Consider the following 21,534-nt stretch of genomic DNA (forward strand, 5'->3'; position numbering starts at 1 on the left):
TGCTGCCAAAGGAGGTACTTATGCTGAATAAAGAGTTAGAGTCGAGTCTAAACGGCGCATTCTCCCGCGCTAGAGACAAACGACATGAGTTCATGACTGTCGAGCACCTCCTGCTAGCATTGTTGGAAAACGATGCTGCAAGGGAAGCCCTTCTTGCCTGTCAGGCAGATATCGATGCATTAAGAAGCGAGTTAGATATCTTTATTGATCAGACAACTCCTCTTATCCCTGAAAATGATGAAACTCGCGAAACCCAACCTACATTAAGTTTCCAACGTGTTCTGCAGCGTGCGGTTTTCCACGTGCAGTCTTCAGGACGCAGTGAAGTAACAGGCGCCAACGTGTTGGTTGCTATCTTCAGTGAACAAGAATCTCACGCGGCTTATCTTCTGAAGAAGAACGATATTAGCCGTCTGGATATCGTTAACTTTATTTCACACGGTATTACCAAAGCATCAAGCTCAGGTGATGACTCTTCTTCATCCGACTCTTTCAGTAGCAGTGACAGTAGTGAAGAAGCGGGTTCGGAAGAGCGCCTAGAGAGTTTTGCCTCGAACTTGAATCAGTTGGCTAAGCAAGGTCAAATTGATCCACTGATTGGTCGAGATAAAGAGTTGGAAAGAACGATCCAAGTATTGTGTCGCCGCCGCAAAAACAATCCACTGCTAGTGGGTGAAGCGGGCGTGGGTAAAACAGCGATAGCAGAAGGTTTGGCGTGGAGAATTGTTGAAGGGCAAGTTCCTGAAATTATTAAGAATAGTGTGATTTATTCTCTAGATATCGGTTCGCTACTCGCTGGCACCAAGTATCGTGGTGATTTTGAAAAACGTTTCAAGGCTATTCTTAAGCAACTAGAGAAAGAAGACGACGCGATTCTTTTCATTGACGAGATCCATACCATTATTGGTGCTGGTGCAGCATCTGGCGGCCAGGTCGACGCAGCGAATCTGATTAAGCCTCTGCTAAGCAGCGGTAAATTGCGTTGTATCGGTTCTACCACCTATCAGGAATACAGTAATATTTTTGAAAAAGAGCGTGCGCTGTCCCGTCGTTTCCAAAAGATAGACATCGTTGAGCCGTCACTTGATGATACCACTAAAATTCTGATGGGGCTCAAACCTAAATACGAAGCTCACCATGAAGTGCGCTACACCAACAAAGCATTACGTGCTGCGGTAGAGCTTTCGGCTAAATACATCAATGAGCGTCACTTGCCAGACAAAGCTATTGACGTGATTGATGAGGCTGGTGCTCGTCATCGTTTAGCGCCAGCGAGCCGTCGCAAGAAAACCGTCGGTGTAGCTGATATTGAGGCCATGGTCGCTAAAATGGCTCGTATTCCTGAAAAATCAGTGTCTTCTTCTGATAAAGAGATTCTTCAGAATCTGGATGAGAAGATGAAGATGCTGGTGTTTGGTCAGGATGATGCCATTGATGTACTAAGCGAAGCCATCAAGCTAACTCGAGCTGGTCTTGGCGCGGACAATAAGCCTGTCGGTTCATTCTTATTTGCAGGCCCAACTGGGGTAGGTAAAACGGAAGTTACCGTTCAGCTGTCGAAATTGATGGGCATTGAGCTACTGCGTTTTGATATGTCTGAATATGGCGAACGTCACTCTGTGAGCCGTTTGATTGGTGCACCTCCAGGTTACGTTGGATACGATCAGGGCGGTCTGTTGACGGATGCTGTGATTAAACATCCACACTCTGTTGTGCTTTTGGATGAGATAGAAAAAGCGCATCCAGATATCTTTAATCTGCTTCTTCAGGTTATGGATAACGGAACGCTGACTGACAACAATGGTCGCAAAGCGGACTTCCGCAATGTCATTCTTGTGATGACGACCAACGCTGGTGTTCAGGAAACGGTCAAGAAGTCCATCGGTCTTATCCAGCAAGATCACAGCCACGATGCGATGTCGGAAATCAAGAAAGTCTTTACGCCTGAATTCCGTAACCGTCTGGATAACATCATCTGGTTTAACAGCCTTGACGAACATGTTATCCATCAAGTGGTTGATAAGTTCATTGTTGAGCTACAGGCGCAGCTAGATGCACGTGGTGTATCACTGGAGGTCTCAGATGATGCTAGACATTGGCTAGCACTTAAAGGCTACGATAAAGCTATGGGTGCGCGCCCAATGGGACGTGTCATTCAAGAGCAACTTAAGAAACCTCTTGCTAATGAGTTGCTGTTCGGTACGTTGGTCGACGGCGGCACTGTGAAAGTCAATCTGAAGAAAGATGAGCTTAAGTTTAAGTACTTAAGTGAAAAAGAGGCGGCTGTACACTAAGTCGTGTGTTTAATGAAAAAGCCAGAGCGTGTGAAGCTCTGGCTTTTTTGTGTCAGTTGAAAACGGATCTTAATGCTAGATAAGATGTCTCAATGTGTGGCGGTATTTCCTGTTCTATCTGAAATCCTTCTTTGGGGTATTCTTTGATTCGCTCAAAGTCACCCAACAAAGCTTCAACGGTAACATCAAGAGATATCTCTTCACTAAAGTAATCAATAAAAGCAGTTTTAGGGGACGTTACGCAAACATGGTTGACTTCATTTGGCCATTGTTTCATGAAAGTAGCGTAAGCTCGCCTCTCCATATAGGGCTTTTGAACCAATATAAACGAACGAAAATCGTAGTAAAGTTCGGTGAGAAGTTTGGCCGTTAATTGTATATTTTCACCGGTATTGGTAGCTTGTTCTTCGAGGATGATATCAGCTGAGGGTACACCGAGATCTCTAGCTATAGCAGCAAAAGTATGTGCCTCGGTTTGATCAAAAATACCGTCTGTTAATCGTCCAACACCACCAGAAAATACAACCTTTGTTGCCCAACCATCGTGATAAAGTTTTGCGGCATGCTCTGCAACCCTAACGTCGTTGCTACCAAGTACAAATAGGCAGTCAGCTTTATGTAATGGCTGATCGAGCTGCATGTAAGCCCACAGGTTTTCTATGTGTTGGAAAAGCTTGGTATTCATATCAGATTCCCAGTCTTATACAAGTTCTAAAGTGTGCTGGTAATGAAAGCGATAACCCAATCTTTGCAAGCGATCTGCTAGAATTCGTTTGTCTGCTTGTTGTACAACAGGTGGTAGGCGGACATCAGAGCCGACACTGTTGAGCGCTGCTTGATAAAATTCAGCCTTGCTAACCGTATTGGGTGTCGTCGCATTGATTACAACGTTCTTGCAATTGAGTGCAACGAAGCTTGTTGCACCTATCGCATCGGTCAGATGAAGCATATTGGCTGGAGCAAGTTCACTGACTTGTTTCAATTTATCGACAAAGCGAGAAGGGTGGCGATCAGGTCCAACGAGTCCACTACAGCGGACAACGCCGTAATCAAGGCCTGAATCAATTACATACTGCTCTGCTTGCAACATCGTAGCTGCTTTTTCTGAGAATAAGTTACTGTTGTGCGCTCTATTGAGAGAGGCAGCATCTTCGTCTAAGGCGTCAGCTAGATTTGGGTATACGGTGGTCGAGCTGACCATGATGATTTTCTTAACCTTAGCAACTAGACAAACCTGACAGAGCATATTCCAGTGCTGAGCGTACTGTTGTCCGAGCCCTTTTCTAAAACCGGGAGGGAAGCAGCCAATCACAATGTCCGCCTTAGTGTTACTAATGGTTTGAGCGACAATATCCGGATTACTCTGTAAGTCGATTTTAAGCCCTGTCAGATGCTGAGCTTCGAGCTCTTCTACACCTGCGTCAGTGGTGCGGCTGACAAAGACTTTATGACCGATAGTTTCGAGGTAATGTGCGAGTGGTTTTCCAAGCCAGCCACCGCCAATAATCAATATTGTTTTCACACTAAGTCCCTGTTTGAAGAGGTTGATAACGTTAACTATCCTAAAGAAGCAAGGATTAATCAATGGTTTGTTTGGTGTTTGTATGTAGGTGAACGAGTAATACGGAAGAGACTCAAATCTCTCTAAAATGAGTCTATTATTACTAGTGAGGCGTTATGCCATCCTAACTTTTAGGAAAGCTCATGAAATGGTATCTGTGGATATGGGCCGTCTTGTTTTCATCCATCTCAACGGCCAATCAAAAAGTGTATATGACGTCATTAGAATGGCCACCGTATTCGGGTGCGGATTTACCAGAGAATGGCTATTCTGTTGCTGTCGCGCGCGAAGCGTTTTCAGCGATGGGGTACGAGTTAGTCGTGGACTTTCAACCATGGGTTCGTGCTGTCGCTCTAGCGACCAAATCTGAGAAATATGTAGGATACTTCCCAGAGTACTATTTTGACACCACCGAATTTGTTTTCTCAGATTCTATAGGCAGTGGGCCTTTGGGCTTTGTAGAGAACACTCGTTTCCCGATTCAATGGGAAACACTGTCTGATTTGACATTTTTCAAAATTGGGGTGGTGCAGGGCTACGTTAATACGACAGAGTTTGATGATATGGTCGAAACGGGCGAGCTTCAAGTTGAGGCCTCGACCAATGATGCTAGAAACATACACAAGGTAGCAAAGGGTCGATTGGATATCGCTGTAATAGACCCAAATGTTCTAGAGTACCTCATCAGTATTGATGTGAGAGAAGATCTGCTTAGAAAGCGTCTCAGGATGAATGCTAAATTATTAGAAACTAAGCAGTTATATATAGCGTTCAAAGATCAACCCGAGGGCAGAGATATCCGAGAAGTATTTAATCAAGGTCTAAAGAAAATTGATATCGAACGGATTGTCAGTCGGCTTATGCAGCTAACTGACAATGAGCAGCTCGTTCTGAGCAATACGCCAGTGATCAATAAAACTAACTAGACAAAACTCTAAGAATTTTATCCGCATGTTCAGCAACTTCGATACCTTCATCTGTGAGATAACCACCGTCAGGCTGAGTACATAGCCCTTTGTCAAACAGTCTTTGAATCGCCGATTGCATGTTTTTTGATGCATCATGATGAACTTTAATACCAGTCGCAGCGCTGCTAATGTCAAATTGCAATAAAAGGTTTAACTCGTCGATTTTGTCAGAGGTATATTTCATAGTGATTTCCTTAAAGCAAGTACTGGAACAACCATATTCCTGATATTGGTATTCAGCAATTAGATGCCAATAGAAATGTTACCTACCGCTGAATTTGAAGAAAAATCTCTTTTAACTGACTAGATAGTGAGCGATAGATAGACTGGGTTTAGCGCAGTTTTTAATGCTTAAACTTCATAACAAAAGAGATTGATATGCAAATATGAAATCATCGCTATCTTAGTTACTTACTCTTTAACGTAGTGGATGTTAACTATAAGATAATAATTAAGATTTTCTATTTTTCGCTGTCCATGTTTGTATTGTTTTCTCAGTCTAGTTTGGCTTGTTCGGTGCAGTTTTCTTTGTGTAAACCGAGCTTGAGATAAAACTAACAAATAAGGCTTGAAATTGACCACAATAAGAGTAATTATCCGCGCCTAAAATCCACATTAACAGAAATGTCTTTCCATGATGAATTTAAATCAGTTTGACTCTTTATTACCGCCGCAGATGGCGGAACGTGCCGCTGAAATCGGTGTTGGTAAGGTAACTAAAGACCCGATGAAGTCGTTTTTATTAGCGATTTCTGCAGGGATTCATATTGGAATTGCGTTTGTCTTCTACACAGTAGTCACCACAGGTGCAGGTGACTTGCCTTGGGGTGTCACTCGATTGCTTGGTGGTTTGGCTTTCAGTCTTGGGTTGATTCTGGTTGTTGTCACAGGTGGTGAGTTGTTTACTAGTTCGGTGTTGACTCTGGTGGCGAGAGCAAGTGGTAAAATCACCTGGAAGATGCTTATGAAAAACTGGGCTGTGGTTTATGGTGGCAATCTTATCGGTGCGTTACTACTAGTGGTTTGTATGTTGCTGACTAAGCAGTATATGTTCGATAGCGGTCAAGTTGGCTTAAATGCGATGGCGATCTCTCAGCATAAACTTCACCATAGTTTTATCTCAGCGGTGGCGCTAGGTATCATGTGTAATGTATTAGTGTGTATAGCGGTTTGGATGACATTCAGTGGGCGCACTCTCACTGACAAAATCGCTGTTATGATTTTACCTGTCGCGATGTTCGTATCCGCTGGATTTGAGCACTGTATCGCCAATATGTTTCAGGTTCCGATGGCTATCGCGATTAAGTTTTTCGCGCCAGCAGAATTTTGGCAAATGACAGGAGCGAATATTTCTGATTATGCGGACCTGAATTTGCTCAGTTTTCTTACCAATAACCTTATTCCTGTGACTCTAGGTAACATCATCGGTGGTGGCGTCTTTGTTGGAATGTGGTACTGGATGATATACTTAAGAGATTAGATCGATAGTACGAGGGCTCGTTGAGAAACGAGCCTTTTTTGATCTTGATGGCTCTCAGTGCCATTGTCGCCATGACTCTTGAATAAAGTCTTCCAGAACGAGCAGTTCTTTTGGTTGGGAAACGAGCCAGTTTCGTTCCTCGTCATTATCCAATTGCGAGGTCTCTTCAACATGAGAAGCGGTACCAAGTTGCATTGTCTATATCCTTACAAAAGCAGAACCTTGGAGGTTAAAGCTCATATTTGACGCTTTGATGACATGGGAAGAACGTGTTTGTATGCATATGAATACTAGGTGTTTTTGGTTTGTATACCGTGTCTGATTGCGAAAATCAGACTTATCCTGAAAGCGATGACACGGTTATCCACAGATTCTGTGGATAAGATCTTTTCTCTTCAACGTTGTTAGCATCCAGATCACTCGTGGTTGAGGTCGACTAAGACTTTTCCATCTTTAGTGAAGCAGTGTCTAATAGTGAGTGATAGAGTCAGGCTGATCGAAACAGACAGCATGACGAAGATCGCGATCATGATCATCAATTGATATTTGATCGCTACGACTGGGCTCGCTCCTCCTAGTATTTGCCCCGTCATCATTCCAGGCAGTGTCACCAAACCAGTGGTTGTCATCGACGCTAAGGTGGGGGCGAGAGACTTGAGAATCGATTCCCGAACGAACGGTAGAGTGGCAAAGTTTGGTGAAGCGCCTAAAGCGATGGCGGCTTCATATTCGCTGCGACGTGTTTCCATTGAAGTGAAAAGATTTTGTAGGGCCACGATATTGCCACTGAGAGAGTTACCCAGCAGCATGCCAGCCAATGGGATAAGATACTGGGCATTGAATAGTGGTTCTGGCTGCACGATCACAATACAGATGATAAGTAGTAGAGGACACAAGCCAACAATTAGGCCACTAGTGACTGGGTACATCAACCGTTGCTTAGGAAGCTTCGCCTTACTGATAATAGAACTAGCCCCAATAAGAGTCATGGCTATTAGCCACAATATGTTGATAGTTAGGCTGTTAATGTTAAGAAGGTACTCGAGGTATACCCCCACCAGCAGTAGTTGAATGGTCATTCTTGCTACACTAATCAATACTTCTGTTTCAATGTGCAGTCTGTAGCAGCGACTGATCAAAAGTGGGATCGTCAATGTACAGAAAAACAAAGCCAGTAGAGGCCAGGAAATATCTATAACCCCGCTCATGGGTCCTCCCTACAACGCAATATGTATTGGATACCTAATCTTTTCTGCATAGTGGATGTCGGTGTCAACTTGCTGATTCTAGTCTGTCCCTCTCAGCACTCCTAATAGCTCTATTTTGAATCATGTTCTAGAACAAATATTTAACATTTAGGTTCGTTTTTATGGGGATGGGGCGTGCTACAAGACGAAAAGCACACGCGATACTTTGCTTTATTGTAATTTAATTGTTGGCAAGTTAACAATTCTTCTCTATTCACAAACTTTCACAAAACTATGCATGTTGACATATGAGTTATTAATCAAACACATCTCTGGATGAGCTCAAAAAAGTGTCGAATAACACGCTCTGCTTGGGCTGATCTGATTGAACCCTACAATTAGTATGGTCTAATATTTTTACTAGAGATTGTAAAAACGTTAGCTCAGCGACAAGAGCTATCCGATAACACTAAATACAAAATAGGCAAATGTATGAGTGATGTTAACAAAATAGAGAGTGGTGAAAAACGCTCGTTGGAGTGGAAGTCTTTCCTTTTCATCGCAGTGGTGCTCTTCCCAGTTCTGAGTGTGGCTTTCGTGGGTGGCTACGGATTCATTATTTGGATGCTACAGGTGTTCTTTCTTGGTCCTCCTGGTGCACATGGCATGTAGACCCCTGATCTCGTCCCCCTATTTTTGAAAAGATTTTAAGAGAGCAAACCATGAAATCATTGATTGTAAAACTGTGGCGTACCATGACACGCCCAGCAGTGCACATCAGTCTCGGTGTGTTGACGATGGGCGGCTTTATCGCGGGTGTGGTCTTTTGGGGCGGTTTCAATACAGCCCTTGAAGCCACTAACACAGAAAAGTTCTGCATCAGCTGCCACACCATGCGTGATAATGTATACGTTGAACTTCAAGAAACCGTTCACTGGAAAAACCATTCTGGCGTACGTGCGACTTGTCCAGATTGTCATGTTCCTCACAACTGGACAGATAAGATCGCGCGCAAAATGCAGGCGTCCAAAGAAGTTTTCGCTCAGGTGTTTGGTAACTACGATGAACCTGGTGTATTTGAAGAGCGACGCATCGAACTCGCTAAGCACGAGTGGGATCGTTTCTCTGCCAACAAATCCTTAGAGTGTAAAAACTGCCACAATTATGCGTCAATGGACTTCGAACAAATGTCCCCAACAGCGCGCATCCAAATGAAGCAAGCCGCGGAAAAAGATCAGAGCTGTGTCGATTGTCACAAAGGTATTGCGCACAAACTACCAGCCGGTATGGATAGTATTGGTGGAATTGTTGGTGAACTGGAGCAACTCACTTCAAGCACAGATTACTCGGTGGGTAATGCTTTAGTCAGTGTTCGTCATTTACCTGTCTACTTCGACCAAATGGGGGCGGAGGAAGCGGGTCTACTCAACCCAGCATCGACGGTTACTGTGCTTGAAGACAAAGGGGACATGATGAAAGTCGAGATTGATGGCTGGCGCAAAGCAAAAGGCTTTGGTCGAGTTATTCAGGAAGACTTCGGTATGAATATCGCGGTGGGTTCACTACTTAAAGAAGCGGCAACCAGTGATGATGTCGTTACAAAAGGCGAGAAAAAAGTCGATGAGCTAACGGGTCTCCCATGGGAGAAAGTGGCAGCAACAGTGTGGATGAAGAAAGAAGCAATGCTCAACGACGTCACTCCAATCTGGGAAAAAGCGAGCGAAGCGTATAAGACCAACTGTTCAGTTTGTCACACTCAGCCTGATGAAGCGCACTTCGATGCCAACACTTGGCCAGGGATGTTCAACGGTATGTTGGCGTTTGTTAACTTCGACACAGATAGCGAAGCCCTAGTATTGAAGTACCTACAGAAGCACTCTTCAGATTTTGCTGAAGGTCATCACTAATAAGCGTCGGATGGAGTAATTGAAATGGCTATTACACGAAGAAGTTTTCTTAAAGGTGTAGCAACGACCAGTGCAGCGTCAGTAATCGGTCCAAGCTTATTGGCATCTGCTTCTGCAAGCGCAGCTGAAACGACAGGAACTTGGAAAGTCTCCGGTTCTCACTGGGGCGCATTCCGTGCCCATATCTACGCGGGTAAAGTTCAAGAGATCAAGCCGCTAGAAACCGATACCAACCCAACTGATATGATCAACGGTATCAAAGGTGTTATTTATAACCCGTCTCGTGTCCGCTACCCAATGGTGCGCCTAGATTGGTTGAAAAAGCACAAGTACAGTGCCGAAACTCGCGGCGACAACCGTTTTATTCGTGTCACTTGGGATGAAGCTTTGGATTTGTTCTACCGTGAACTAGAGCGTGTTCAGAAAGACTATGGACCTTGGGCATTGCACGCAGGCCAAACGGGTTGGCGTCAGACAGGTCAATTCCATAGCTGTACCAGTCACATGCAACGTGCAGTAGGTATGCATGGTAACTTTATTACTAAAGTGGGCGACTATTCAACAGGTGCAGGACAAACGATTCTGCCTTACGTTTTGGGCTCGACGGAAGTTTACGCACAAGGTACATCGTGGTCTGAGATTCTGAAAAACTCAGACAACATCATCTTATGGGCTAATGACCCAGTAAAGAACCTGCAAGTAGGTTGGAACTGTGAAACTCACCAGTCGTTCCCTTATTTAGAGCAACTGAAAGAGAAAGTGGCTAAAGGCGAGATAAACGTACTTTCTGTCGACCCTGTGAAGAACAAAACTCAGCGCTTCCTGCAAAATGAGCATTTGTATATCAACCCAATGACTGACGTTGCGTTTATGTTGGCGGTCGCTCATGTGTTGTATAACGAAAAGCTTCATGATCAGAAATTCATTGATACCTACTGCCTTGGTTTCGATGAGTTTGTTAAGTACGTTCAAGGTGAAACAAAAGACAAACTTGAAAAAACACCGGAGTGGGCGGCTGAAATCTGTGGTGTAAAAGCCGATAAGATCCGTGAATTCGCTCGTATGCTGGTTAATGGTCGCACACAAATCTTGATGGGTTGGTGTATCCAACGTCAGGAACACGGTGAACAACCATACTGGGCAGCAGCGGTCGTTGCAGCAATGGTTGGTCAAATTGGTCTTCCGGGTGGCGGTATTTCATATGGTCACCACTATTCTGGTATCGGCGTACCTTCAACTGGCTTCGCTGCACCGGGTGGTTTTCCACGCAACCTCGACCAAGGAATGAAGCCAAAATGGGACAATAATGACTACAACGGTTATAGCAAAACCATTCCTGTTGCTCGTTGGATTGACTGTCTGTTAGAACCGGGTAAAGAAATTCGTTATAACGGCAGTAAAGTGAAGTTACCCGGGTATAAAATGATGGTGATTTCAGGTAATAACCCATGGCATCACCACCAAGATCGTAACCGTATGAAGAAAGCCTTCAAGCAGCTTCAGACTGTAGTGACGGTAGAATTCGCTTGGACGGCAACGTGTCGATTCTCTGATATTGTACTACCAGCTTGTACCCAGTTTGAACGTAATGACATCGACGTCTACGGCTCATATTCTGGTAAAGGTTTGATTGCGATGCATCGCCTAGTGGACCCATTGTTCCAGTCTAAGACGGACTTCGATATCTTTACCGAGCTAAGCCGCCGATTTGGTCGCCACAACGAGTACACACGTGGTATGGATGAAATGCAGTGGGTTCGCTCATTGTATGATGACTGTCGTGCGGCGAATAAAGGTAAGTTCGACATGCCATCGTTCGATGATTTCTGGGAACAGAGTGTTCTAGATTTCGGTGAAGGTAAACCTTGGGTTCGCCACGCTGACTTCCGAGAAGACCCCGAAATCAACGCGCTGGGTACGCCTTCTGGCTTTATTGAAATTACGTCTCGTAAGATTGGTCGTTACGGCTATGAACACTGTCAAGAACACCCGATGTGGTTTGAAAAGACAGAACGTTCACATGGTGGACCGGGTTCAGACAAGTTCCCATTCTGGTTGCAATCGTGTCACCCTGACAAACGCCTGCACTCGCAGATGTGCGAGTCGGAAGAGTTCCGTGCAACCTATGCGGTGCAAGGTCGTGAACCGGTTTACATCAACCCTCAGGATGCGAAAGAGAAAGGCATCAAAGATGGTGACTTAGTTCGCGTGTTCAACGACCGCGGTCAATTACTTGCAGGGGCCGTTATTACGGATAGCTATGCTCGTGGCGTTATTCGTATCGAAGAGGGTGCTTGGTATGGTCCTCTGAACGAAAAAGAAGGGGCGATTTGTACCTACGGCGATCCGAATACCTTAACAATGGATATCGGTTCTTCAGAGCTCGCCCAGGCGACCTCTGCGAATACCTGTATCGTTAATTTTGAGAAGTTCACTGGCAAGGTTCCCCCTGTGACCTCATTTGGTGGTCCCATCGAGGTCGCGTAAACAACGACAGTAAAAAAACCAGCCTTCGGGCTGGTTTTTTTAGTCTTTAGTGGTTTGAGTAACTCAAGGGGTGAAGTGGTCGCTAAGAAGAGCAGCTGTAATGAGAAACACCGCCTGCAGAGAAATACTCCAATGGTCTGAGTCTGTAGTATTTCTCCTCGACCTCTATGGATTGCTCGCCATATGGATCCGCTAAAATCGTTTGCAACTCATGGATCAAGCCAAAATCTCCGAGTCTAGCTTGTTCATAGGCCGGGACAACAAGCCACTCGCGCCAAGTGTATTTGGGATTGACTTGCCTCATCTCACGACGAATAACCTCGATACCTTTTGCAACATTCAATGACTCACGCCATGAGGTTAACCACTGATGCCACTCGTTTGCCAATGATTCATCAGGCTCTGCGTAAAAGCTTTTGGCAATGCCAGAGACGTCCTCTGGAATGTTGCAGAGCTCGCGGAAGAACATGGTGTAATCGACATGGGTCTTCATCATCAAAGTGAGTAGCGAATTAAACAGCGGAGCGTCAAAGGTATCGAGCCCCAATTTGTCCGCCCACATCTGAGTAACTTTTTCTTGCATAAGAGAAGAGAAACCATCGCGAATCTCATCCAATTGCTTGATGAGCTCCGGCGAAGACTGCAGAAGAAGTTCTAACGCGGAGCAGAAAGAGTCAAAGTTCTTTTCGGCCGCCAATGGTTGGTTAAAGAAAGCAAAATGGCGGCCACCACCTGTCCAAGGTTGAAAATAAGGTTCAAAGCGTTCACAAAAGCCGAAAGGACCATAATCTAAGGTGAATCCGCCTACTGCACAGTTGTCACTGTTAAAGTTGCCCTGACAGTAACCGACACGTAGCCAGTGAGTCACTAATGTAGTGAGCCGTTCGCGAAACTCGATGGCTAACCGGAGTGCTTTGTCAGTTAAAGGAAGATGAGCTTCGATAGTATCGCCATACTCTCGATCAATCATGTGTAAAGCCATCATCTCCAGCTCAGCGATAGCATTAGGATGCTCCTGACTACGTGCACGGCGTCCAAATAGTTCGAGTTGACCGACACGTAAGAAAGACGGTGCGACGCGAGTTGAGATCGCGACAGGGTTAGAGACCATGATATCCGGATCCTGAGAGCGAGAGCCTTCACGATACCATGGACGATCAACCGTTTCAGATTGTGATACAAACAAGCTCAATGATCGTGATGAAGCAATACCAAGTGCATGCATGTGTTCTTGAGCAAGGAACTCGCGGACGCTTGAACGCAAAACCGCTCTGCCATCGGCACCGCGGCAGTATGGCGTTGGGCCTCCGCCTTTTAACTGCATTTCCCAACGCTGGTGGTTGAGCACGCCTTCAAAGACAGAGATAGCACGTCCATCACCGTAGCCATTGCCTGTTCTAAATGGGCACTGATCTGTATATTCGTTACCAAAGATAGACAACGCGTAACCTGTCGCCCAGCCCGTGCTGCGCATGGGAGTGGGTACCTGGCTCACATCGCCAGAAAATAGCTGTTTAAACTCTTCGGTCAGTGCAAGGTCGTCATGTAACCCCAATTGTTTAAAAAAACGGTGACTATGGCTGACATAAATCGGGTCAGAAATGGGCGTCGGTTTTACTGGTACAAAATGGCCTGAAAACACCTGCCTTGGGAGGTGGTCTTCACCATCATTCGTCGCATCTGGGTCGCAAATCAGCGTGTCGAGCAAAGAATAGTCACAGGCCTGAGCAAGCTGGGTCAAGTTATCAATCTCTACTGGGCCTTTCATCCCTTTTTGTTTAGTCATTTTTTTATCATTCCTGACGGCAGTAGTTTCTATCAGCAATCTTACGTTGGTAATGAAGAAAAGACATCAATAGAGAGCGGTTAAAGTTTGATTGGCGAGTTAATTGGCTGGCCGTTTTCAAATGAAGCTCTCATATAAGTTGGATGAAAGTAGGAGAGGCTCGCAATAGTCCATGGTCTTTTCGCCCTCTGAAGTTAGACGCTGTATTGTTGTCAGACCAAGCTTAATCTGATCATTTAATACTATTTCATTCGTTGTTGCTTTTAGAAGATCTACCTCTGATTTAATCCTGATTCTGCTTTGTACAAGCAGGCATTCAAACGCCATTTCATATAATTATTCTAAATGGGACACAAGCAATTCGTGATCCAGGCCAATAATACCTAAGTTAGTGATTGGACAATAAAAAAACCTAGTGCTCTAATTTGAACAAGGGCAAAGCAAATTTCATCGATCTGGGGAGTTCTTTATGTCGTTTTCAGTCAGGCTGGAAAATGGTCGTACTCTGAGGGTTAGAGACATCAATTTGCATGCCGATATCCATCACAATGAGATCACGTTCAGCTATCAAGGTTTGAACAATGATCGTATCCGTGGTCGCTATGTTCTGGCAATTACTGAATTTGCTTTCGAAGAAAGTGCCGTTCTATTAGGAGATGGCTTTCAGATGCTTGCCCAAACGACAGGCACAGTCGATAACCCTATCGACATTGGTCGTTGCCCAGACAACTCTGCAAGTTATCGCATTTATTCTTCGACAGGCTCAAAGCGGTATTATAACTATCTAGTAGTTGAGGATGCCTTGGGCTACACCTTATTTGGTTTTACCTCTTGCCATCGTTTTGCAGGCTATTTCGAAGTAGTAGATCTGGAAAACCATAATTGGTTGAAGATCTGCATCGATGGTGAAGACACCTATCCACTAGAGTGGGCCTCTAATCAGCTTGAATCTGTTGTGGTACTGCAGGGGGAAAACCTATCAAACCTCTTTTCTGAATATGCCCAATTGATTTCGCATCATCATCCACCAAGAGCTGGCGTAAATAAAACGGCGCCAATTGGCTGGTGTTCTTGGTACGCTTACTATGCTGAGGTCACGCAAAGTCATGTCCTCGACAATATTAAGCACATGAAGGGTGAGCTGGAGTCGCTCGACTATGTGTTGTTGGATGATGGCTATCAAGCTTTCATGGGAGACTGGTTGACGCCTTCAGACAAATTCCCTTCCGGTGTGAAAGCACTGATCAAAGAAATCACCCTTCAAGGTAAAAAGCCGGCGATATGGCTAGCCCCCTTCATTGCTCAGCCAGAATCGGACCTGTTTAAGCAGCATCAAGACTGGTTCGTGACTCACGAAGATGGATCGTTACTCAAGGCCGAAGACGTCACTTATGCAGGCTGGCGTTGTACACCGTGGTACATTTTAGATACGTCAAACGTCGATGTTCAGGAGCATCTGACAAACGTCGTCAGAACAATGCGTGAAGAATGGGGCATTGAGCTATTTAAGCTCGATGCCAATTACTGGGGGACACTAAAAGGACGTCGAGCTCAAAGTGGTATCACCGGGGTAGAAGCGTATCGACTCGGTATGGAAGCAATTGCTGAAGGAGCTGGTGAAGCCTTAATTCTCGGTTGCAATGCGCCAATGTGGCCATCGCTAGGACTTGTTGATGCCATGCGAGTGTCAGACGATGTGGAGCGAGACGAGCGACGCTTTGAGCAGATCGCAAAAGAAAGCTTTTATCGCAGTTGGCAGCATCGAAGGCTGTGGATGGTTGACCCGGATTGTGCCACATTAGTCTCATTACCCAATCAGGCGACAGAGCGACGTTACTACGAATTTCATCGTGATGTGTTACTGGCCATAGGAGGAATGTTGTTATCTGGAGACCCGCTGCCAGAGATGACCCCCTTTGCACAGCGTACCCTTTCGCGCTTGTTTGTCCGTCATAAACATAACCAAGATGCCGCTCAATTCACGTCACTCAGTCTGCATCATGCTTACTTGCCCATGACGGAACAAAACGAATTACATTGCTTATTTAACTTTCACCAACCAGCACGAGAAGTCACTCTGACGTCGCACTGTCCAGTGTATTGGTATGATTACTGGAGCGGTGACAAGCTCAGTCATGAGCGTACAACGGTGATCGAAGTCACTTTGGACGCCGGCTTGTCAAGCCGAGCGGTAGTGACCGCGTTGAAACCTCGCTAAAGGCTTTGGGGTAAGCTAAGATACGCGCTATCTCAACGAATAGGTTTCTGAAGCACTATGTCAATCATCTTGGGTATTGACCCAGGCTCCCGCATCACTGGGTATGGCGTGATCCGTCAGACCGGACGCCACCTTCACTATTTGGGCAGTGGCTGTATTCGAACATCAGAAAAAGAACTACCCGGTCGCCTGAAGCAAATCTACGCTGGTGTAACCGAAATCATTACTCAGTTTCAACCGGATGTGTTTGCCATTGAGCAAGTGTTTATGGCGCGCAATGCAGACTCAGCCCTAAAACTTGGTCAAGCTCGCGGCAGCGCAATTGTCGCCGCGGTCAATGCTGATCTCCCTGTATACGAATACGCAGCTCGATTAATCAAACAGGCGGTGGTTGGCACTGGTGGGGCAGATAAAGAGCAGGTCCAGCATATGGTGCAGTCAATGCTCAAACTCCCTGCCAAGCCACAGGCGGACGCGGCTGATGCCCTAGGTGTGGCAATCTGTCATGCAAACACTAATAAAACGTTAGTGGCGCTCGCTGGCAAAGCAACCAGCGCAAGGCGAGGGCGTTATCGCTGATTGCAGGAGCAAAGTAATAAAGAGGCTCATTCGCACGTCGGTCGCGGAACAGCCCCACTACTGGCAGTGAATATTGCCAGTTAAACGGACAGGTCGAAACAGTACCTACTCTCACATTTCAGCCTGCTCTGATGGTCTCAAAAATCTAGTCACACATTATAAAGAACTGGATGTCTATCCAGTTCTTTATTATCCTGTCGCAAATTCATTTCCAAAGAGTATTGAGTGTGATTGGACGTTTGCGTGGCATTCTGCTTGAAAAGCAACCCCCAGAATTGTTGATTGAAGTAAATGGTATTGGCTATGAAGTTCAGATGCCGATGAGCTGTTTTTACGAATTGCCTAATATTGGTGAAGAAGCAATCATCTACACGCATTTTGTTGTTCGCGAAGATGCTCAGTTGCTGTATGGCTTCAATACCGTTAAAGAACGCGCCCTGTTTCGCGAAGTGATTAAAGCCAACGGTGTCGGCCCGAAACTGGGTCTAGGTATATTATCAGGTATGACAGCCAGTCAGTTTGTTTCTTGTGTCGAACGTGAAGACATTTCTACACTGGTCAAATTGCCAGGCGTAGGCAAGAAAACCGCAGAGCGTCTAGTCGTTGAGATGAAAGACCGTCTTAAAGGTTGGGGAGCGGGTGATTTGTTCACACCACATACCGATGCGGCGCCCGTCGATTCAGCGCCTCAGGCAAATCAAGCGAACGCCGAAGAAGAAGCAATCAGCGCATTACTTGCACTTGGCTATAAACCGACGCAAGCTTCTAAAGTAGTGTCTCAGGTCAAAACCGCGGATATGAGCAGCGAAGAGCTGATCCGCGAAGCACTGAAGTCCATGGTTTAAGTGACGACTAGGAACGGTAAATGATAGAAGCGGATCGTCTAATCGCGCCAGAAAATGCGGTTTATAAAGAAGAAGACGTGATCGACAGGGCAATCCGCCCGAAAAAACTGGCGGATTATCAAGGACAAGATCACGTTCGTGATCAGATGGAGATTTTCATCAAGGCGGCCAACTTACGTGAAGAAGCATTGGACCACTTGTTGATATTTGGTCCTCCTGGTTTGGGCAAGACCACATTGGCGAATATTGTTGCTAATGAAATGGGCGTAAACATTCGCACGACATCGGGTCCTGTGTTGGAAAAAGCGGGAGACTTGGCCGCGCTTCTGACCAACCTCGAAGAAAACGACGTATTGTTTATTGATGAAATTCACCGTCTGAGCCCGATGGTTGAAGAGGTGTTGTATCCGGCGATGGAAGATTACCAACTCGATATTATGATTGGTGAAGGTCCTGCTGCGCGTTCTATCAAAATTGATTTACCCCCCTTTACTTTAATCGGCGCTACCACACGAGCGGGCTCACTGACCTCACCACTTCGTGATCGTTTTGGTATTACTCAGCGTCTCGAGTACTACAAAATTGCTGATCTGCAACATATTGTTCAGCGTAGTGCTGATTGCCTTGGCTTGTCGATGGAAAGTGAAGGCGCACTTGAAGTTGCAAGGCGTGCTCGTGGCACACCGCGTATTGCCAACCGTTTACTGCGTCGAGTGCGTGATTACGCAGAAGTAAAAGGCAATGGTCACATATGTGCCGATATTGCAGATAAAGCCCTCAATATGTTGGATGTCGACGCACAGGGCTTCGATTACATGGACCGTAAGTTGCTGTTAGCGATCATGGAGAAGTTCGGAGGAGGGCCGGTTGGATTGGACAATATGGCCGCTGCCATTGGCGAGGAGAAGGACACCATTGAAGATGTCCTTGAGCCGTATCTGATACAACAAGGCTATCTGCAACGGACACCGAGAGGCCGGATTGCGACCGATAGGGCCTATCTTCATTTCGGAATTGAAAAATAAGTTTTCAGGACCAGCTCAAACGAGCTGGTCTTTTATTATTGGTGATCTTGATCACAATAATGAGATCTAGATAGTGCCAAATAGGTAACTAAAATACGTGAGTTGTTAAGCGCTTGTTTTGCATAAATACCTTGTTGAACCTCGCAAATAACGCCAAATTAACAAAAGCTCGCTTAAACTGTTGATGGAGATCAATGTGATGCTTTTTTGGCCAAAAAGGCCGCGTAAAATTTGATTTAAATCAAAGCGAAGCCTAAATATAAACTTTTTGAAACGGACTGTTTTTAGGAGTAGCATTAGCGCCAGCTATATTAGCTGATGCTTAACAATTAACTAACCGTTACGGTACATTTTTGCAACAACATACTGTTCTTTAGCAACATTATCTAAGTTGGCTTAACGCCTATTTACGATGCATAAATGTAGAAAGTGTCTTCAGCCGACACATAGGAGTAAACATGATTGATGTAGTCGATCTGTCGCGGTTGCAGTTTGCGCTCACTGCGATGTATCACTTCCTCTTCGTACCATTGACTCTGGGTATGGCTTTCCTTCTCGCCATCATGGAATCTCTGTACGTAATGACTGACAAGCAAATCTACAAGGACATGACAAAGTTCTGGGGTAAGCTTTTCGGTATTAACTTCGTACTTGGTGTAGCCACCGGCCTGACCATGGAGTTCCAATTTGGTACTAACTGGTCTTATTATTCTCATTATGTTGGGGACATATTCGGTGCGCCGTTGGCCATTGAAGCACTGGTTGCCTTCTTCCTTGAGTCCACTTTTGTTGGTCTTTTCTTCTTCGGCTGGGACCGACTGACTAAACGACAGCACTTGGTCGTAACATGGTTGGTTGCCTTAGGTTCTAACTTCTCGGCACTGTGGATTTTGGTGGCGAATGGTTGGATGCAAAATCCAGTTGGCGCAGAATTCAACTTTGAAACCATGCGAATGGAAATGGTGAGCTTTGCCGAGGTAGTACTTAACCCGGTTGCTCAGGTGAAATTCGTACACACGGTAGCTTCTGGTTATACGACAGGCGCGATGTTTATTCTTGGCATCAGTTCTTACTACCTACTAAAAGGTCGTGACATCGCTTTCGCTCGTCGTTCATTCGCCATCGCTGCCTCTTTTGGTATGGCGGCAATTCTGTCTGTAATCGTGCTCGGTGATGAATCTGGTTATGAACTCGGTGAAGTGCAGAAAGTAAAACTGGCAGCAGTAGAAGCCGAATGGCATACCGAGCCAGCACCTGCTGCGTTCACTCTATTTGGTATCCCAAATCAGGAAACCATGCATACCGATTACGCGATTAAGATCCCGTATGTTATGGGTATCATTGCGACGCGTTCGCTGGATGAGCAGGTAACAGGTTTACGTGATCTTCGAGACGAGCACGTTGAACGCATCCGCACGGGCATGTATGCCTATGAACTGCTTGAAAAACTTCGTTCAGGCGATAAGTCAGAAGAAAACATGGCGGCGTTTGATGAAGTGAAAGGTGACTTAGGGTATGGCCTACTTCTGAAGCGTTACACAGACAAGGTTGTTGATGCGACCGAAGATCAAATCCAAGCGGCGGCCGATGACTCCATTCCAACGGTTTGGCCTCTATTCTTCTCGTTCCGAATCATGGTGGCGTGTGGCTTTATCATGCTGTTTGTATTCGGTGCTGCATTTATCCAGACTTGTCGCCAGAAGATCGAGCAAAAACCATGGGTATTAAAAGCCGCGTTGCTGAGCATTCCACTGCCTTGGATTGCTATCGAAGCGGGTTGGTTTGTGGCTGAATTTGGTCGCCAGCCATGGGCAGTCGGTGAAATTCTACCTGTCAATGTGGCCGCATCGGCACTCACAGCGGGAGAAATTTGGACATCACTGTTTGCAATCTTGGCGCTATATACCGTCTTCCTGATTGCAGAAGTGTACTTGATGGTGAAATTTGCTCGCAAAGGTCCTAGCAGCCTGAAGACAGGTCGTTACCACTTTGAGCAAAACGCTGACTCTGTTGAAGACAAAGTTAGTCGTCAAGTAGACGCGTAAAGCAAGGAGAAACTTATGTTTGAATACGAAATCTTGCGACTTATCTGGTGGGTTCTGATCGGTGTTCTCCTGGTAGGCTTCGCAGTGACTGATGGCTTCGATATGGGTGTTGGCGCGCTAGTACCTGTCATCGGAAAAAATGACACGGAACGTCGTGTGATGATCAACTCGATCGCCCCACACTGGGAAGGCAACCAAGTTTGGTTGGTGACAGCGGGTGGTGCTCTATTTGCTGCATGGCCTTTAGTTTATGCGACGTCTTTCTCAGGGTTTTATCTGGCGATGATTTTGACGCTAGCGGCGTTATGGTTGAGACCCCTAGGCCTCTCTTACCGCTCAAAGATTGAAGATACGAAGTGGCGTCAAACTTGGGATATCTGTATTTCTATCAGTGGCTTTGTTCCGCCTATCATCTTTGGTGTGGCGTTTGGTAACCTACTGCAAGGTGTGCCCTTCCAGTTGACTGAATTTTTGATGCCAACGTATCACGGTTCATTCTTTGGTTTGTTAAACCCGTTCGCATTGTTATGTGGCCTAGTCAGCTTGCTCATGATTCTTATGCAAGGGGCTACTTGGCTTCAGATGAAGACTACTGACGAAGTGCACGATCGCTCACGCAGTGTTGCACAAATCATGGGCTTATTAACCGTGGCGACTTTCGTTGCTGCCGGTTTCTGGATCCAGAGCATTGACGGTTATGTGATTACCAGTGCGATTGACCATAACGGAGCGTCAAACCCACTTGCCAAAGAAGTGGTTCGTGAAGCGGGTGCTTGGATGAACAACTTTGAACAATACCCATTGATGTGGATTGCTCCAGTATTGGGTGTCGTGATGTCTCTTGTGACTGTACTGGCGTCACGTCTGGAGCGTGGTGGCATCGCCTTCTTTGCTTCAAGCCTTGGCAATGCGGGTATTATTTTTACAGCGGGTTTGGCGATGTTCCCATTCATCATGCCTTCTGATTTGATGCCTAATCATAGCTTGACCATGTGGGATGCAACGTCATCTGAGCTGACCTTGAACCTGATGACAGGCGTCGCCTTCATTATGGTGCCAATTATCTTGGCTTACACCATTTGGACTTACTATAAAATGTTTGGCCGTCTGGACAATAAGTTCATTGAAGACAACAAAAACTCACTTTACTAA

At 45.7% G+C, this 21,534-nt stretch carries 18 protein-coding genes; 12 read left to right on the forward strand and 6 right to left on the reverse strand.

Annotated elements, in window-relative coordinates; genetic code table 11:
• Positions 1 to 20: 20 nt before the first annotated feature.
• Positions 21 to 2,294 carry an ATP-dependent Clp protease ATP-binding subunit ClpA gene (gene clpA, locus TW84_RS16790; RefSeq protein ID WP_045976777.1) on the forward strand — a complete coding sequence of 758 codons (2,274 nt, stop codon included), beginning with the start codon at positions 21 to 23 and terminating at the stop codon, positions 2,292 to 2,294.
• Between the two features lie 52 nt (positions 2,295 to 2,346).
• Here the strand turns inward: clpA and TW84_RS16795 are convergent, their stop codons facing one another.
• Both TW84_RS16795 and TW84_RS16800 read right to left on the reverse strand, forming a co-directional pair.
• Positions 2,347 to 2,979 (reverse strand): YdcF family protein, encoded by a 633-nt coding sequence (locus TW84_RS16795; protein ID WP_045976778.1) that lies wholly within the window; start codon positions 2,977 to 2,979, stop codon positions 2,347 to 2,349.
• 15 nt (positions 2,980 to 2,994) lie between these two features.
• Entirely contained in the window at positions 2,995 to 3,816 is an 822-nt protein-coding gene (locus tag TW84_RS16800; protein WP_045976779.1) for an NAD-dependent epimerase/dehydratase family protein, read from the reverse strand.
• Positions 3,817 to 3,998: 182 nt separating this feature from the next.
• Here TW84_RS16800 and TW84_RS16805 point away from each other — a divergent pair, with 182 nt between their 5' ends.
• Positions 3,999 to 4,781 (forward strand): substrate-binding periplasmic protein, encoded by a 783-nt coding sequence (locus tag TW84_RS16805; protein WP_045976780.1) that lies wholly within the window; start codon positions 3,999 to 4,001, stop codon positions 4,779 to 4,781.
• On the opposite strand, the gene TW84_RS16810 is transcribed toward TW84_RS16805, so the two are convergent.
• On the reverse strand, positions 4,774 to 5,007 hold the full coding sequence (locus tag TW84_RS16810; protein ID WP_045976781.1) for a TIGR02647 family protein: 234 nt from the start codon (positions 5,005 to 5,007) through the stop codon (positions 4,774 to 4,776). The two genes, TW84_RS16805 and TW84_RS16810, sit on opposite strands and share 8 nt — an antisense overlap.
• 453 nt (positions 5,008 to 5,460) lie before the next feature.
• Between TW84_RS16810 and focA the strand changes: the two genes are divergently transcribed.
• Positions 5,461 to 6,303, forward strand: coding sequence for a formate transporter FocA (focA, locus tag TW84_RS16815; protein WP_045976838.1), 843 nt, complete (start codon positions 5,461 to 5,463; stop codon positions 6,301 to 6,303).
• 54 nt (positions 6,304 to 6,357) lie between these two features.
• Here the strand turns inward: focA and TW84_RS24445 are convergent, their stop codons facing one another.
• Positions 6,358 to 6,498 (reverse strand): hypothetical protein, encoded by a 141-nt coding sequence (locus TW84_RS24445; protein WP_157634058.1) that lies wholly within the window; start codon positions 6,496 to 6,498, stop codon positions 6,358 to 6,360.
• Positions 6,499 to 6,719: 221 nt separating this feature from the next.
• The gene (locus tag TW84_RS16820) at positions 6,720 to 7,511 is read right to left on the reverse strand and encodes an ABC transporter permease (protein ID WP_045976782.1); all 792 of its coding nucleotides are present in this window, start codon (positions 7,509 to 7,511) and stop codon (positions 6,720 to 6,722) included.
• Between the two features lie 471 nt (positions 7,512 to 7,982).
• Here TW84_RS16820 and torE point away from each other — a divergent pair, with 471 nt between their 5' ends.
• The 3 genes from torE to torA are packed head-to-tail and all read left to right on the forward strand — an operon-like array spanning position 7,983 to position 11,884.
• Positions 7,983 to 8,162: a trimethylamine N-oxide reductase system protein TorE gene (gene torE, locus TW84_RS16825; protein ID WP_045976783.1), complete on the forward strand. Its 180-nt coding sequence runs from the start codon at positions 7,983 to 7,985 to the stop codon at positions 8,160 to 8,162.
• Positions 8,163 to 8,212: 50 nt separating this feature from the next.
• Entirely contained in the window at positions 8,213 to 9,397 is a 1,185-nt protein-coding gene (torC, locus tag TW84_RS16830) for a pentaheme c-type cytochrome TorC (RefSeq protein WP_045976784.1), read from the forward strand.
• Positions 9,398 to 9,421: 24 nt separating this feature from the next.
• Positions 9,422 to 11,884: a trimethylamine-N-oxide reductase TorA gene (gene torA / locus TW84_RS16835; RefSeq protein ID WP_045976785.1), complete on the forward strand. Its 2,463-nt coding sequence runs from the start codon at positions 9,422 to 9,424 to the stop codon at positions 11,882 to 11,884.
• Between the two features lie 82 nt (positions 11,885 to 11,966).
• Here the strand turns inward: torA and TW84_RS16840 are convergent, their stop codons facing one another.
• A complete protein-coding gene (locus TW84_RS16840) occupies positions 11,967 to 13,670 on the reverse strand; it encodes a protein adenylyltransferase SelO family protein (RefSeq protein WP_045976786.1) in 1,704 nt (567 codons plus the stop codon).
• Between the two features lie 469 nt (positions 13,671 to 14,139).
• Here TW84_RS16840 and TW84_RS16850 point away from each other — a divergent pair, with 469 nt between their 5' ends.
• The 6 genes from TW84_RS16850 to cydB all read left to right on the forward strand — a co-directional run bounded on the left by TW84_RS16850 (position 14,140) and on the right by cydB (position 21,534).
• Positions 14,140 to 15,888, forward strand: coding sequence for a glycoside hydrolase family 36 protein (locus TW84_RS16850; RefSeq protein ID WP_045976788.1), 1,749 nt, complete (start codon positions 14,140 to 14,142; stop codon positions 15,886 to 15,888).
• A 57-nt stretch (positions 15,889 to 15,945) separates the two neighbouring features.
• A complete protein-coding gene (ruvC, locus tag TW84_RS16855; protein ID WP_006962853.1) occupies positions 15,946 to 16,467 on the forward strand; it encodes a crossover junction endodeoxyribonuclease RuvC in 522 nt (173 codons plus the stop codon).
• 227 nt (positions 16,468 to 16,694) lie between these two features.
• Positions 16,695 to 17,312 (forward strand): Holliday junction branch migration protein RuvA, encoded by a 618-nt coding sequence (ruvA, locus tag TW84_RS16860; protein ID WP_045976839.1) that lies wholly within the window; start codon positions 16,695 to 16,697, stop codon positions 17,310 to 17,312.
• Positions 17,313 to 17,332: 20 nt separating this feature from the next.
• A complete protein-coding gene (ruvB, locus tag TW84_RS16865) occupies positions 17,333 to 18,337 on the forward strand; it encodes a Holliday junction branch migration DNA helicase RuvB (protein ID WP_045976789.1) in 1,005 nt (334 codons plus the stop codon).
• Positions 18,338 to 18,795: 458 nt separating this feature from the next.
• A complete protein-coding gene (gene cydA, locus TW84_RS16870) occupies positions 18,796 to 20,382 on the forward strand; it encodes a cytochrome ubiquinol oxidase subunit I (protein ID WP_045976790.1) in 1,587 nt (528 codons plus the stop codon).
• 15 nt (positions 20,383 to 20,397) lie between these two features.
• Positions 20,398 to 21,534, forward strand: a complete 1,137-nt coding sequence (cydB, locus tag TW84_RS16875; protein ID WP_045976791.1) for a cytochrome d ubiquinol oxidase subunit II — start codon at positions 20,398 to 20,400, stop codon at positions 21,532 to 21,534.

The sequence above is a fragment of the Vibrio neptunius genome (assembly GCF_000967495.1).
GTDB classification, from domain to species: Bacteria; Pseudomonadota; Gammaproteobacteria; order Enterobacterales; family Vibrionaceae; genus Vibrio; species Vibrio neptunius.

Excerpts from the sequence above, each read along its gene's own strand:
- TW84_RS16810 (WP_045976781.1), bottom strand. The coding sequence starts at position 5,007 with ATGAAATATACCTCTGACAAAATCGACGAGTTAAACCTTTTATTGCAA.
- ruvB (WP_045976789.1), top strand. The coding sequence starts at position 17,333 with ATGATAGAAGCGGATCGTCTAATCGCGCCAGAAAATGCGGTTTATAAA.
- torA (WP_045976785.1), top strand. The coding sequence starts at position 9,422 with ATGGCTATTACACGAAGAAGTTTTCTTAAAGGTGTAGCAACGACCAGT.
- cydB (WP_045976791.1), top strand. The coding sequence starts at position 20,398 with ATGTTTGAATACGAAATCTTGCGACTTATCTGGTGGGTTCTGATCGGT.
- TW84_RS24445 (WP_157634058.1), bottom strand. The coding sequence starts at position 6,498 with ATGCAACTTGGTACCGCTTCTCATGTTGAAGAGACCTCGCAATTGGAT.
- focA (WP_045976838.1), top strand. The coding sequence starts at position 5,461 with ATGAATTTAAATCAGTTTGACTCTTTATTACCGCCGCAGATGGCGGAA.
- TW84_RS16850 (WP_045976788.1), top strand. The coding sequence starts at position 14,140 with ATGTCGTTTTCAGTCAGGCTGGAAAATGGTCGTACTCTGAGGGTTAGA.
- TW84_RS16840 (WP_045976786.1), bottom strand. The coding sequence starts at position 13,670 with ATGACTAAACAAAAAGGGATGAAAGGCCCAGTAGAGATTGATAACTTG.
- TW84_RS16805 (WP_045976780.1), top strand. The coding sequence starts at position 3,999 with ATGAAATGGTATCTGTGGATATGGGCCGTCTTGTTTTCATCCATCTCA.
- TW84_RS16820 (WP_045976782.1), bottom strand. The coding sequence starts at position 7,511 with ATGAGCGGGGTTATAGATATTTCCTGGCCTCTACTGGCTTTGTTTTTC.
- ruvC (WP_006962853.1), top strand. The coding sequence starts at position 15,946 with ATGTCAATCATCTTGGGTATTGACCCAGGCTCCCGCATCACTGGGTAT.
- TW84_RS16795 (WP_045976778.1), bottom strand. The coding sequence starts at position 2,979 with ATGAATACCAAGCTTTTCCAACACATAGAAAACCTGTGGGCTTACATG.
- torC (WP_045976784.1), top strand. The coding sequence starts at position 8,213 with ATGAAATCATTGATTGTAAAACTGTGGCGTACCATGACACGCCCAGCA.
- clpA (WP_045976777.1), top strand. The coding sequence starts at position 21 with ATGCTGAATAAAGAGTTAGAGTCGAGTCTAAACGGCGCATTCTCCCGC.
- torE (WP_045976783.1), top strand. The coding sequence starts at position 7,983 with ATGAGTGATGTTAACAAAATAGAGAGTGGTGAAAAACGCTCGTTGGAG.
- cydA (WP_045976790.1), top strand. The coding sequence starts at position 18,796 with ATGATTGATGTAGTCGATCTGTCGCGGTTGCAGTTTGCGCTCACTGCG.